Origin of the sequence: Sedimentitalea sp. XS_ASV28, assembly GCF_041224545.1 — a bacterium.
In the GTDB taxonomy this organism is placed as follows: Bacteria; Pseudomonadota; Alphaproteobacteria; order Rhodobacterales; family Rhodobacteraceae; genus Sedimentitalea.
Genome location: NZ_JBGFGP010000055.1, coordinates 36,607 through 49,406 on the forward strand (window position 1 = coordinate 36,607; position 12,800 = coordinate 49,406).

Below are 12,800 nucleotides of genomic sequence, written 5' to 3' on the forward strand. Positions count from 1 at the left end.
TGTCTAGACATAAGTGTCCAGAGCTGTCTGGTAACTGGTTATCGCCGTCAAATGTCACACGGCCCGTTCCGCCCGGCCAAGGCCGGCGCGGGCGGTGCCTCTGAAGGAACAGGCCCGAACTCAGTCGGTCAGCAGGGACGAGAGATGAATGGCGGCTGCTTTCAGCGCGTCCAGATGCCTGTGGGCGTCTTTCATCGAAAGACGCTGCACCGGGGCATGAAAAGACAGGGTAGACACCAGCCTGCCATTGGCTTCGGTAATCGGTACACTGATGGCGATCATGCCTTCCATGAACTCCTCGTCATCCGTGGAATGGCCGAGATCCCGCACCCGCGCGATTTCTTCGGTCAGCCGTTCGGGCGTGGTGATGGTGCGCTCGGTGAATTGTTCGAATGTGGTGGCGTGGGCATAACGCTCCAGATGCTGCGGCGTAAGCGAGCTGAGATAGAGCTTGCCACTGGCGGTGCAATAGAACGGCACCCGCGTGCCGATGGGCAACTGGATGCGCAGGGGCCATTTGGTTTCCACCCGGTCGATATAGATCATGCCGTCGCGCTCGGGCAGCGCGAGGTTCACCGTTTCGCCGATCTCTTCACCAAGCCGCGTCATGATCGCGACCCGCGCGGTCCGGATGCGCAGGGACGACAGCAGCCCTGCCGACAGCGCGCGGGCGCGCTGACCCGGCGAATAGCCCCGGCCGTCGATGTCGCGCTGGATGAACCCCTCGGATTCCAGCGTGGAAAACAGACGGTGAATCGTCGGCTTGGGCAGGCCCAGAGACTGATTGACCTCGGTCGGGGTGACGGGCACCCCGGCCGAGGCCATTTCTTCCAGCACCATCAACAGCCGCAGGTTGGTCGGAATGTTACCCTGATCAGTGGTGTTTCCGGCGTCGGCCATGTGCAGTCTCTATATTTGCGGTACCAGCATCAGCGCCAGTTGCGGCACCAGGGCCACCAGGAACCAGGTGCCGATCAGCGCGGCGAGATAGGCCACAGTGTATTTCAGCAACCTGAAGTATGGAACACCGGTTACGCCCGATGCGACATAGAGGTTCAGCCCGTAAGGCGGCGTGATGAACCCGATCGACGCCCCCACGAGGAAGATGACCGAGAAATGCACGGGGTCGATACCGACGGATGCGGCAACCGGTGCGAGAATGGGTGCAAGGATGATCGTGACCGGCAATGACTCGAGAATCATGCCCGACACGAACACGATTGCCATGCTTGTCAAAAGAACCGCGTAATAGCCGCCCATCCCGGTGACGAAATCGCCGATCACCTGTTGCGCGCCCAGGAGTGACAGGTTCTGCTGCATCACCACCGAAACGCCGATCAGCGGCGCGAGAATGCCGGTGATCTGGGCCGAACGCACCACGATCGACGGGATCTCGGTGATCTTGAAGCCCCCGACGACCAGCATGTCGGCATAGGTTCTCTCGTTGACGGGCGTATTATCGTCATTCTTCATCAGCTTGTTCAGCGGATAGCAGATCACGCCGACAATCAGGCAGAAGCCGACCGTCACGCCCGCCGCCTCGGTGGGAGAAAACTTGCCGGTATAGATGCCCCACAACACCAGTCCGATTGCAAAGAAACCGAGCCACGCGCCGAATCCGGTCTTCAGGATACGGTTCAGGTTCAGCGGAATGATATGACCCCAGCCATTGAGGCGGCAGAGGATCCAGCAGGCGCACTGCATCGCGATGACCATCAGCGCGCCGGGAACGATTCCGGCGATGAACAGGTCGGAAATCGACAGGTTCATCAGGTAGCCGTAAACGATGAAGATGATCGAGGGCGGAATGATGATACCCACCGTGCCCCCCGCCGCGGCGGTCGCCGCAGAGAAACGCTCGTCATAGCCGCCCTTGACCATTTCCGGATGCAGCATCGAACCGATGGTGGCGGTGGTGGCCGAGTTCGACCCCGAGATCGCCGCAAACAGACCGCATGCCCCGATCGACGCCATGGCCAGCCCGCCGCGCAGCCATCCGAGGCAGGAATAGGCGAAATCGGACAGACGTTTCGCAATGCCGGATTTGTTGATCAGGTCCCCGGTCAGGATGAAGAGCGGCATGGCGAGCAGCGCGAAACCGTCGGTAAACACGTCCGACAGGGCCGCGCCGATATTGTCCAGCGTCTGTCCCAGGACAAAGGTGGTGCCGATCACCCAGTAGGCGATGATCAGAAACACCGGCACACCAATCATGAACAGAAAGGTGACGCCCAGCGAAATGAGGGTGATGATTGTGCTGTCGGCCATGGTCAGTCCGCTCCGATCACGGTTGGTTTGATCAACTCTGCGCCGCTGCGGTAATTGGCGAGATCCTCGTACCAGTTTTCGATGACGCGGCCCGCCATCAGAATAAAGGCGATGGGAACGGTGATCAGATACCACCATTGCATGAAATTGTCGGTTCCGGCGAGGATCTGGAAATTCGACGCCGAGTTTGCAGCGACCCGCGAGCCGGTCACCACCACGATGATGCAGACACCGAGCCACAGCACCATATCGAGTGACAGGCACAGCATCTGAAACCCGCGCGACATCGAATTGCGGAATTCGGAAAACGCCAGATGGGTGCGCAGGCGGATGTTGTAGGAACATCCGAACCAGGTCATGATCATGAAGAGCACCGGCGGCAGGGTCGTCGACCACGGGGCCTGCATGGAAAAGACAAAGCGGCGGATCACCTCGACAAAGATGATGACGGCGATGGCGAGATAGGTATAGACCATCACGCTGCGCTCGAAGTTCCGTTCGAGCACCGGAAACCAGCTATAGAGCGCTGCGACCAGAACACCGCCCAGGATGGTCGCGACGGCGCCGATAACCCAGACGCCTTCCGCCGCGAGTGCTTTGCTTATCGTCCAGGAATCACCGCTGCCCAGGGCAGACAGGATTCCCAAGACGTCTGACCATAACGTCATGGCCGTCTCCTCCTTCGTAAAACCGCTCCCCCGCCTCTGCGGGCCCTCCGGTCAATATGCGTCCGAATGCCTGTCTGCCCCGCGCCCGAGGGCAGACAGGATCGTTTCAGGCTGTGGATCAGCTTTTCCACCAACGGCGCGGCTCGACATTCTCGGGCTTCATGTCGGCCGGAATCTCGCGTGCGACGTTGTAGATTTCCTGATAGGTGTCGATACCGCCGGCCCAGTTGTTCAGGCGCTCGCGCCACTGTTCCCACAGCTGCGGCTGATACTCGGGCGAGCACATTTCCTCGGCCATCTTGATCTCGCTGTCCGGCAGGAAGGCGCAACGCACGTTGTCCTGGACGAACAGGGTATCGGGCAGTTGCGGATCCGAGAAGCCGACAGTCTTGACCAGTGCGGCCTCGTTCGCGCCCTGTACATGGACCTGCGCCCAATAGGCCGATTCCATCACCGCGTCCTGAAGATAGCCATCGAGGCTGTCAAAGACCTTGGCCGACATCGACGTATGCTCCGTGCCGCAGAAGAATTTCAGGTCGACCGATTGCGAAACGACCGGCGTCATGCCCGCATAGGCCACCGCCGACGCCCATGTTTCCGCGCCGTCGATCAGACCCTGGCGCAGACCGTCCAGGGTTTCCTCCCAGGCAACAGGCACCGGGTTCAGATTCAGCGCCTGCATGGCGATCCGGCCCAGCTGGGTGCCGGTGACGCGGTTCTTGGTTCCGAACAATTGCTCGATCTTGGTGATGGTGGGTTCGTTTTCCCATTTCAGCCCCATCTGCAATCCGCGCAGCTCGCAATGCGAGAACAGGAATTTCAGCCCGTGACGCTCTTCCAGCGGATCGCGCAGGATTCGCTGCGATTCGGGGCTGTAGAGGAAATGATACTGCGACGCCCGCGTCGGGAACATGTACGCATAGTCCAGAACATTGAGATACGGCGCCGCCCCTGCCGAGTTCTGGGTCGAGGCCGCGTAGATGTCGACAATGCCGAGCTGGGTCTTTTCCACACAGCTTGTCTGACCGCAAATCTGGTTGTCACCGATGAACTCGATACGGATTTCACCATCCGTGCGCGACTCGAGATCGCGGGCGAATTCCAGCGCACCCATGCGTTCAATCAACAGGTTACGGGCATTGAAGCCGGATGCGCCGAATTTCAGCGTGTGCTTGGCCGGCTTGGAAAAACGCCGCTCGTAAGTGGACTCTGCTGCACGCGCGAGGCTGCCGATGCTCATCGCGCCACCAAAGGTTCCTGCCGCCAGCAATGTCGAGCTCATGCCGTATTGACCGGCCAGCTTGAACAGGTCGCGCCGGTTGATCCGGCTCAGTTTCTCACCAACACCCATTTGGTTCCTCCCTCTATGGTGTCTCAATTTTTGATACTTGCAGTCTCATTAATAGTCACGTAATGAATGACACGCAAGCCAAAAGAGTCGCCGGTTTCGGCGTGCACGCGAGGAGGAGGATGCGGTGGGAGTGATCGAAGCAGACTATGTTGTCGTGGGCGCAGGATCGGCCGGTTGCGTGCTGGCGAACCGCCTCAGCGCGGACCCCGCAGTCAGGGTCGTCCTGCTCGAAGCGGGGGGGCGCGACTGGAACCCGTGGATTCATATTCCCGTCGGCTATTTCAAGACGATCCACAATCCGAATGTCGACTGGTGCTATAAAACCGAGCCCGATCCGGGGTTGAACGGTCGGTCGATCGAATGGCCGCGCGGCAAGGTGCTGGGGGGCTCTTCCTCGCTGAACGGGCTGCTCTATGTACGCGGACAGCCGCAGGATTATGATCGCTGGCGGCAGATGGGCAATGCCGGCTGGGGTTGGGACGACGTTCTTCCGCTGTTCAAACGGGCGGAAAACAACGAGCGCGGGGCCGACGAATTCCACGGAGATCAGGGGCCGCTGTCAGTTTCGAACATGCGCATCCAACGCCCGATCACCGATGCCTGGATCGCCGCCGCACAAGCCGCCGGTTACCGCTTCAATCCCGATTACAACGGCGCGCAGCAGGAAGGCGTCGGTTTTTTTCAGCTGACATCGCACAAGGGGCGGCGTTGCAGCGCTGCGGTTGCCTATCTCAAGCCGATCCGCGCGCGCGAGAACCTGCGGATCATCACCCATGCGCAGGTCGAAAAGATCGCGATACAGGACAAGCGCGCGACCGCCGTCACCTATACCGACCGAAACGGCGAGGCGCAGACGGTCAGCGCCAATCGCGAGATCATCCTGTCGGGTGGCGCGATCAACTCACCGCAATTGCTGATGTTGTCCGGCATCGGCGAGGCCGCGCAACTGGCTGAACACGGCATCACGGTCGAGCAGGACCTGTATGGCGTCGGCAAGGGGTTGCAGGACCATCTGCAAGCGCGTCTGGTTTACAAATGCAACGAACCCACGCTGAATGACGAAGTGTCCTCGCTGTTCGGGCAGGCGCGGATCGGGTTGAAATACCTGCTGTTCCGTGCCGGGCCGATGACCATGGCGGCGAGTCTGGCGACGGGATTTCTCAAGACCAATCAGGACCTTGAAACACCGGACATACAGTTCCACGTTCAGCCGCTGTCGGCGGAGAATCCCGGCAAGGGCGCGGACAAGTTTTCCGCCTTTACGATGTCGGTCTGTCAGCTTCGTCCCGAGAGCCGCGGCGAGATCCGCCTGAAAAGCAGCGACGGACGGGCATATCCCCGCATCATCCCCAATTACCTGTCCACCGAGACCGACTGCCGCACGATTGTCGCGGGTGTCAACATTGCCCGCCGGATTGCCCGGCACGCCCCCTTGACGAGCAAGATTTCCGAAGAATTCCGGCCCCATGCGGATCTCGACATCGACGATTACGAGGCGACGCTGGACTGGACGCGCAGCAATACCGCGTCGATCTATCACCCCACGGGCACCTGCAGGATGGGCCAGGGCAAGGATGCGGTCGTCGACGAAAAGCTGCGCGTTCATGGCATTCGCGGCCTGCGCGTGGCCGATTGTTCGATCATGCCGGAAATCGTGTCGGGCAACACCAACGCCCCGGCCATCATGATCGGTGAAAAGGCCAGTGACCTGATTATCGCGGATCGCCGGCTGGCGAGCTGAGACAGATTTATTCCAACGACACAGACATCACTTTCCAAAGGAGAGCCCCATGAAAATGACCACCGAAGAGGCGTTTGTCAAAGTTCTGCAAATGCACGGTATCGACAACGCATTCGGCATCATCGGCTCGGCGATGATGCCGATTTCCGACCTCTTCCCGTCCGCGGGCATCACGTTCTGGGACTGTGCCCATGAAACCTCGGGCGGCATGATGGCCGATGGCTATACCCGTGCCAGCGGCAAGATGAGCATGATGATCGCCCAGAACGGCCCCGGCATCACCAATTTCGTCACCCCCGTCAAGACCGCCTACTGGAACCACACGCCGCTGTTGCTGGTGACTCCGCAGGCGGCCAACAAGACCATTGGTCAGGGCGGGTTCCAGGAAATCGAACAGATGAAGCTGTTCGAGGACATGGTCTGCTATCAGGAAGAGGTACGCGACCCCAGCCGCATGGCCGAAGTGCTGAATCGCGTCATCGAAAAGGCGCGGCGCGGCTCTGCCCCGGCACAGATCAACGTTCCGCGCGATTTCTGGACGCAGGTGATCGACATTGAACTGCCCCAGATCATCCGTCTTGAACGTCCCGCCGGTGGCGCTGAGGCGGTGGCCGAAGCGGCGAGCCTGCTGTCGGAGGCCGAGTTCCCGGTGATCCTGAACGGTGCCGGCGTGATCCTCGCCGGTGCCATCGACGCCAGCGCCAGGCTGGCCGAGGCACTGGATGCGCCCGTGGCCTGCGGGTATCAGCATAACGACGCCTTTCCGGGCAGCCACCCGCTGGCGGTCGGTCCACTCGGGTATAACGGCAGCAAGGCGGCGATGGAATTGATCCGCAAGGCCGATGTTGTTCTTGCGCTCGGCAACCGCTTGAACCCGTTTTCGACCCTGCCCGGCTATGGCATCGACTATTGGCCGCAGGACGCCAGGATCATTCAGGTCGACATCAATTCGGATCGGATCGGTCTGACCAAGAAGGTCGATGTGGCCATACAGGGCGATGCCAGGAAGGTCGCGGAACAGCTTCTCGCGCAACTCGCCGATGGGGCCGGCGACAAGGGGCGCGCCGAGCGCAAAGAACTGATCGCAATGACGAAATCCCGTTGGGCACAGGAATTGAGTTCGCTGGACCACGAAGAGGATAATGACGAGGGCGTCACCTGGAACGAGCGCGCGCGCAACCGCCAGCCCGACCGCATGAGCCCGCGTCAGGCCTGGCGCGCCATCATGTCGGCGATGCCCAAGGACGCGATCATCAGTTCGGACATCGGCAACAACTGCGCCATCGGCAACGCCTATCCGAGCTTTGAAAAGGGCCGGAAATACCTCGCACCGGGCCTGTTCGGTCCCTGTGGCTATGGGCTTCCCGCGATCCTCGGTGCCAAGATCGGGTGCCCGGACGTGCCGGTGATCGGCTTTGCCGGTGACGGGGCATTCGGCATCTCGATGAACGAGATGACTGCCTGCGGGCGTGGCGACTGGCCTGCGATCACCATGATCGTGTTCCGCAATTACCAGTGGGGTGCCGAAAAGCGGAACACCACCCTGTGGTTCGATGACAATTTTGTCGGAACCGAACTCAATCTCGACGTGAATTATGCCCGGATCGCCGAGGGTTGCGGGCTGAAAGGCGTTCAGGTTACGTCGATGCAACAACTGACCGATGTTCTGAATACCGCAGTCCAAGAGCAGATGAACGACAATGTCACCACCTTTATCGAGGTCGTCCTGAACCAGGAGCTGGGCGAACCTTTCCGCCGTGACGCGATGAAGAAACCGGTGCAGGTTGCCGGCATCGACGCTGCGGACATGCGCGAGCAGCAGATCGCCTGAGCCAATCTCCGGGGACGGTGGCCGCCGCCGCCCCCGGATACGAAATTCGTTTGCCCTGATCCTGCGCGAACCAACCGGAGAGCCGCCAATGCCCGATGCGACCGCAACGCCCCAAACCCCGATTGCGAGGGTGAACCGGTTTCTGAGGGTCAATGCTCCGGGGTTCCTCGTGTCGCTGGTGATCGCCGTGGCCGCCCAGTTCCTGTCCGATCATTACGGCGCGCCGGCGATGCTCATGGCGCTGTTGCTGGGCATCGCGTTTCATTTCCTTGCCGAGGAAGGCCGCTGTGTCGAGGGCATCGCCCTGACCTCGCGGACGGTGCTGCGGATCGGAGTTGCCCTGCTGGGCGCGCGTATCAGTGTCGAGTTGCTGATCGGACTGGGGCCGGAATTGATCACGCTCGTCGTGGCCGGGGTGATCCTGACGATCCTGTTCGGCCTGCTCGGCGCGCGGGTTCTGGGCCGGGGCTGGCGCTTTGCCCTGCTGACCGGCGGGTCGGTCGCGATCTGTGGTGCTTCCGCGGCCATGGCCATCGCCGCCGTGCTGCCCAAGAACGAGCATTCCGAACGCAACCTGATCTTTACCGTGCTCGGCGTCACCGTTCTCAGCACACTGGCCATGATCGTCTATCCGGTCATTACCCAGGCGATGGGCCTGGATGACATGCAGACCGGTGTTTTCCTCGGGGGCACCATTCACGATGTGGCGCAGGTTGTCGGCGCCGGCTTCTCGGTATCGCAGGAAACCGGCGAAACCGCGACGCTGGTCAAGCTGATCCGCGTGACCATGCTCGCGCCGGTCGTGCTGGTCTTTTCGCTCGCCATCCGCAGCTATGTGGATACCAGCGTGGAAGACGGCGGCAAGCGGCCGCCGCTGATCCCGTTCTTTGTCCTGATGTTCCTGTTGCTGGCGGCGATCAACTCTTTCGGTCTGATCCCGGCATTCGTGCAATCCGCGCTCAGCGATCTGTCCCGCTGGGCGTTGCTGATCTCGATTGCGGCCGTGGGCATGAAAACATCGCTCAGAACCATCCTCGATGTCGGCGGGCAGGCCATCATCCTGATCGTCGCCGAAACCGTGTTCATCGCCGGTTTCATCCTGATCGGCATCAGGATGCTGACCGGGTGATCGCCGCCACGGCCCCTGCCCTGACACTCCCGGAGACCCGCCATGAAGCCCCTGCAAATCCTGTTGGCCAACGCCGCCCGGTCAGACCGGAAGATCGCGCTCAGCGAAGGCGCGGACCCGCGCGTGATCGAGGCGGCGCTGATGGCCCGCGAGCAACGGGTCGCGCGCATCGTTCTGGTCGGCAAGGCCGCCGAGATCGAGGCCGGGCTGACCGCTGCCGGCAGAGACATCCCCGACGGGATCGAGATACACGATCCCGACGACACGCCGCTGGCCGGACGCATGGCCGAGGCTTACCTTGAGCGGCGCAAACACAAGGGGGCGACAGCGGCCTCGGCTGCGCAAGCGGTCCGGAATCCGCATGTGTTCGCGGCATTGCTGGTGACACTCGGGCTGGCGGACGGAACCGTTGGCGGCGCGGCGACAGCCACCGCCGAAATCGTTCGCACGGCGATCCGGATGATCGGCACCGCACCGGACACCCGGCTGGTTTCGAGCTTTTTCCTGATGCTGTTCTGCAAGGACCACCACGAAACCAAGGGCGCGCATGTCTTTGCGGATGCCGGTCTGGTGATTGACCCGGATCCGCGTGAAATGGCCGAAATCGCCTGTGCATCGGCCGCGTCGCTGGAGCAGCTGGTCGGCGAAACGCCTCGCGTCGCGATGCTGTCCTTTTCGACCCGTGGCAGCGCCAGCCACGAAAAGGTCTCCAAGGTCGTCAGGGCGACGGAACTGGTGCGTGAAATGGCACCCGACATGATCGTGGACGGTGAAATCCAGTTCGACGCCGCCTTCGTCCCCGACATCGCCAGGTCCAAGGCGGCGGATTCCGCCCTCGGCGGGGCCGCCAACGTGTTCATCTTTCCCAACCTGGAATCCGGCAATATCGCCTACAAGGTGGCGCAGCGGGTCGGTGGCGCGGTGGCGATCGGCCCGATCCTGCAAGGGCTGGCCCGGCCCGCGAATGACCTGTCGCGCGGCTGTTCGGCGGAAGACATCCTGCACATCATCGCCGTCACCACGGCACAGGCGGCCCGGTCAGACCAAAAATCGACGGTACAGCCATAAAACCTTTGGCGCGAGACCTTGAGAGGAAAACGTCGTCCACCGTGCCAGGTCAAGCAAGGCGGAGATCATGGCAACCATGACCTCCGGCCCGGTACAAGATCAGAGCGCCGCAGTGACGATGAACTCGACCTTGTACTCGGGCGTGGCCAGCTTGGCCTCGCCACAGGCACGCGCCGCCGGGTTGGCGGGGTCGATCCAGGCGTCGTAAACGGCGTTCATTTCCTGGAAATCGCTCATGTCGGCCAGCCAGATGACAACCTGCAACAGCTTGGATTTGTCGCTGCCCGCCTCTGCGAGAAGCCGGTCGACGGAGGCAAGGCAATCCTTGGTCTGGGTGGTGACATCGGCACCGGCAGTGCCGACCTGACCGGCCAGGTAGACGGTGTTGTTGTGGATGACCACCTGGCTCATGCGGGGGCCGGAGTGCAGACGTGTAATGCTCATGGGTTTCACTCTCTGATTCAACGTCCGGCAAGTTTAACGAAGCCTGCGCCGACCGGACAGGCCGATTACGCGCTCAGCGAGAATATCCGCCATGAAATACGTAACGCTCTGCATGCCGATCAAATGGGAAGACTGTCCTGAAATCCCATGGCGGGGCAGGCCGTCAGAGCACCCTCTCCCCTTCCCGCCAAGGATGCCGATCTGCAACGTGCACGCTCGCACACCGGCAAAACGCCGGCACCGGGCGACTATTCTCTTGATGTGCCAGTGAAGTTGACCCAGAAACTTGGCGGGGCACCGAGCGCCCGTTTCTGAGCGTTGACAAACAAGGGAGCCCTCCGGTCTTGGCGCAATCCTCGCATATTCCTTCCCTTGACGGGCTTCGGGCCGTATCGATCATGCTGGTCTTCATCGCGCATGCAGGTTTCGGAGATATCGTCCCCGGTGGATTTGGCGTGACGATCTTTTTCTTCCTGTCCGGCTACCTGATCACCACGCTCCTGACGCGGGAATGGGATCGGTATGGATCGATCTCGCAACCTGCGTTCTATCTGCGCCGTATTGTGCGGCTGGGGCCTCCCATCCTGCTCGTTCTCGCGGTCAGCTTTCTGCTCTCGGCGGCCGATCTGGCCGAAGGCAAGCCGGATCTGATGACCACGATCAGCCAGCTCCTGTTCTTCTACAATTACTACGCTCTCTATGCGCCCGACTCATCGACCGTCGATGGGCTTGGCATCCTGTGGTCACTGGCCGTGGAAGAACATTTCTACCTGATCTGGCCGACGCTCTTTCTCATGCTGGCCGACCGCGCAAATGCTGTCAGATACCTGATCGGGATGCTGGTCGCGGTCGCGGTCTGGCGGGCCATTCGCTATTATGGCTTTGGAGCGAGCGAATGGGAAATCTATGTTTCGACAGATACCCGGCTCGATAGTCTGTTATATGGCTGCCTGCTGGCGATCCTGGCCTGGCGTGGCCGCACAGACAGTCTTTTTGGCACCGCATTGCCGACCCGGCTGATCTGGCTCGGGGGGGCACTTGTCGTGCTGCTCGCGTGTTTCGTGATCCGCGACGATGCGTTCAGGTCCATCCTGCGCTACAGCCTGCAGGGGTTGGCGCTGATGCCGATCTTTCACTATGCGGTCACACGACCGTCCGATATCTGGTTCAAGCCGCTCAACTGGACCTTCATGCGCCGGATCGGGCAATGGTCGTTCACCATCTACCTCATCCATTTTGTCATCATCAAGGCGCTGATATATAATGGCATCGCCTCCTACAGGGAGCCGCTGCTGATCCTTCTGGCCGGGGCCCTGTCCATGATCTTTGCCGCGGCGACCTATCGCTGGCTGGAAAAGCCCCTGCACCCGTTGCGGCGCCGGTTGACAGGCCACGGATGAGCCTCCCTGGTCCCCGCCCTGCGCCACGCGGTCCGGCCGCGCAAGGTCAGGCGCGCGGGGAGGAGGGAGCTTTAGGATGCAGCATGTGACAGATCGCCGTCCCGCGCCGGTCGGGATATACCACGCCCGTTTTTCGGATCTGCCGGATCGGCCCGACACGCTGAGCCGGGCAGAGATGGCGCGCGCCAGCCGCTTCGTTCACGCCGCCAGTGCGATCCGGTTTCGCAAGGGGCGCGCGTGGATGCGCCACCGGCTCGGTCTCGCCCTTGGCATGGCCCCGCAAGATGTTCCGCTGATCACGGGGCCGCATGACAAGCCTGAACTGTCCGGCGCGCGGCTGCATTTCAACCTGTCTCACTCGGGCGATCAGATCGCGCTTGCAATTTCGGACTGTCCGGTGGGCCTCGATCTCGAGCAACCGCCCGCATACGATCACACCCCTCTCTTGCCGCAAATTGCCAGTCCCGGAGAGCTGGAACAGACAGACAGCAACAGCCCCCTGACCGTCGAGCGATTTCTGATCCTCTGGACGGCCAAGGAGGCGATCCTGAAACTGCTTGGAACCGGGCTGAAAACCGATCCACGCACCATCCACCTTGGGGCACTTGACGGTCATGACCCGAAATCGGTGCAGGTTCTGGGGCAATCGGTGTGTCTGCGGCGGTTGCCGGATATCGACACCGCCGTCGCGCATGTCGCGGTGCCGGGCAAGTCAATCGACATCAGGATTCACGATGAGCCCTGACCGAGGCTCAAGTGATTTTCTTTCCTTTCAGGATAGTTTCTGTGTCGATTTTTTGTGTTTTGTTTTGTGGATTGATGCCGGCGTTTGTCATCCATTTTTTCATGGTTTTGGGCATTGGGTATATGGGTCTGCTGGTTGTTGCGGTGCCTTTGCTT

At 61.2% G+C, this 12,800-nt stretch carries 11 protein-coding genes; 6 read left to right on the forward strand and 5 right to left on the reverse strand.

Annotated elements, in window-relative coordinates:
* Nucleotides 1-120: 120 nt before the first annotated feature.
* From AB9K34_RS01995 to AB9K34_RS02010, 4 genes are all read right to left on the reverse strand, one after another.
* The gene (locus tag AB9K34_RS01995; protein ID WP_369952775.1) at nucleotides 121-900 is read right to left on the reverse strand and encodes an IclR family transcriptional regulator; all 780 of its coding nucleotides are present in this window, start codon (nucleotides 898-900) and stop codon (nucleotides 121-123) included.
* Between the two features lie 9 nt (nucleotides 901-909).
* Complete coding sequence (locus AB9K34_RS02000) at nucleotides 910-2,268, reverse strand: TRAP transporter large permease (protein WP_369952776.1); 1,359 nt, start codon at nucleotides 2,266-2,268, stop codon at nucleotides 910-912.
* 2 nt (nucleotides 2,269-2,270) lie between these two features.
* Nucleotides 2,271-2,936 carry a TRAP transporter small permease gene (locus AB9K34_RS02005; protein ID WP_369952777.1) on the reverse strand — a complete coding sequence of 222 codons (666 nt, stop codon included), beginning with the start codon at nucleotides 2,934-2,936 and terminating at the stop codon, nucleotides 2,271-2,273.
* Between the two features lie 118 nt (nucleotides 2,937-3,054).
* Entirely contained in the window at nucleotides 3,055-4,287 is a 1,233-nt protein-coding gene (locus tag AB9K34_RS02010; RefSeq protein WP_369952778.1) for a TRAP transporter substrate-binding protein, read from the reverse strand.
* 133 nt (nucleotides 4,288-4,420) lie between these two features.
* On the opposite strand from AB9K34_RS02010, the gene AB9K34_RS02015 reads away from it, so the two are divergent.
* The 4 genes from AB9K34_RS02015 (at nucleotide 4,421) to pta (ending at nucleotide 10,056) form a co-directional block, all read left to right on the forward strand.
* Nucleotides 4,421-6,028 carry a GMC family oxidoreductase gene (locus AB9K34_RS02015; RefSeq protein ID WP_369952786.1) on the forward strand — a complete coding sequence of 536 codons (1,608 nt, stop codon included), beginning with the start codon at nucleotides 4,421-4,423 and terminating at the stop codon, nucleotides 6,026-6,028.
* A gap of 49 nt (nucleotides 6,029-6,077) precedes the next feature.
* Nucleotides 6,078-7,859, forward strand: a complete 1,782-nt coding sequence (xsc, locus tag AB9K34_RS02020) for a sulfoacetaldehyde acetyltransferase (RefSeq protein ID WP_369952779.1) — start codon at nucleotides 6,078-6,080, stop codon at nucleotides 7,857-7,859.
* An 88-nt stretch (nucleotides 7,860-7,947) separates the two neighbouring features.
* The gene (locus AB9K34_RS02025) at nucleotides 7,948-8,988 is read left to right on the forward strand and encodes a YeiH family protein (RefSeq protein WP_369952780.1); all 1,041 of its coding nucleotides are present in this window, start codon (nucleotides 7,948-7,950) and stop codon (nucleotides 8,986-8,988) included.
* A 42-nt stretch (nucleotides 8,989-9,030) separates the two neighbouring features.
* Nucleotides 9,031-10,056 carry a phosphate acetyltransferase gene (pta, locus tag AB9K34_RS02030; protein WP_369952781.1) on the forward strand — a complete coding sequence of 342 codons (1,026 nt, stop codon included), beginning with the start codon at nucleotides 9,031-9,033 and terminating at the stop codon, nucleotides 10,054-10,056.
* Between the two features lie 99 nt (nucleotides 10,057-10,155).
* Here pta and AB9K34_RS02035 read toward each other — a convergent pair whose 3' ends face one another.
* Nucleotides 10,156-10,500 (reverse strand): RidA family protein, encoded by a 345-nt coding sequence (locus tag AB9K34_RS02035; protein WP_369952782.1) that lies wholly within the window; start codon nucleotides 10,498-10,500, stop codon nucleotides 10,156-10,158.
* Between the two features lie 344 nt (nucleotides 10,501-10,844).
* On the opposite strand from AB9K34_RS02035, the gene AB9K34_RS02040 reads away from it, so the two are divergent.
* Nucleotides 10,845-11,900, forward strand: a complete 1,056-nt coding sequence (locus AB9K34_RS02040; RefSeq protein ID WP_369952783.1) for an acyltransferase family protein — start codon at nucleotides 10,845-10,847, stop codon at nucleotides 11,898-11,900.
* Between the two features lie 76 nt (nucleotides 11,901-11,976).
* Nucleotides 11,977-12,645: a 4'-phosphopantetheinyl transferase superfamily protein gene (locus tag AB9K34_RS02045; protein ID WP_369952784.1), complete on the forward strand. Its 669-nt coding sequence runs from the start codon at nucleotides 11,977-11,979 to the stop codon at nucleotides 12,643-12,645.
* Nucleotides 12,646-12,800 lie beyond the last annotated feature (155 nt).

What these genes read in the sequence shown, in the direction of transcription:
- AB9K34_RS02045 (WP_369952784.1), top strand. Translation starts at nt 11,977, where the DNA reads ATGCAGCATGTGACAGATCGCCGTCCCGCGCCGGTCGGGATATACCAC.
- AB9K34_RS02005 (WP_369952777.1), bottom strand. Translation starts at nt 2,936, where the DNA reads ATGACGTTATGGTCAGACGTCTTGGGAATCCTGTCTGCCCTGGGCAGC.
- AB9K34_RS02025 (WP_369952780.1), top strand. Translation starts at nt 7,948, where the DNA reads ATGCCCGATGCGACCGCAACGCCCCAAACCCCGATTGCGAGGGTGAAC.
- AB9K34_RS02010 (WP_369952778.1), bottom strand. Translation starts at nt 4,287, where the DNA reads ATGGGTGTTGGTGAGAAACTGAGCCGGATCAACCGGCGCGACCTGTTC.
- AB9K34_RS01995 (WP_369952775.1), bottom strand. Translation starts at nt 900, where the DNA reads ATGGCCGACGCCGGAAACACCACTGATCAGGGTAACATTCCGACCAAC.
- AB9K34_RS02000 (WP_369952776.1), bottom strand. Translation starts at nt 2,268, where the DNA reads ATGGCCGACAGCACAATCATCACCCTCATTTCGCTGGGCGTCACCTTT.
- AB9K34_RS02035 (WP_369952782.1), bottom strand. Translation starts at nt 10,500, where the DNA reads ATGAGCATTACACGTCTGCACTCCGGCCCCCGCATGAGCCAGGTGGTC.
- pta (WP_369952781.1), top strand. Translation starts at nt 9,031, where the DNA reads ATGAAGCCCCTGCAAATCCTGTTGGCCAACGCCGCCCGGTCAGACCGG.
- xsc (WP_369952779.1), top strand. Translation starts at nt 6,078, where the DNA reads ATGAAAATGACCACCGAAGAGGCGTTTGTCAAAGTTCTGCAAATGCAC.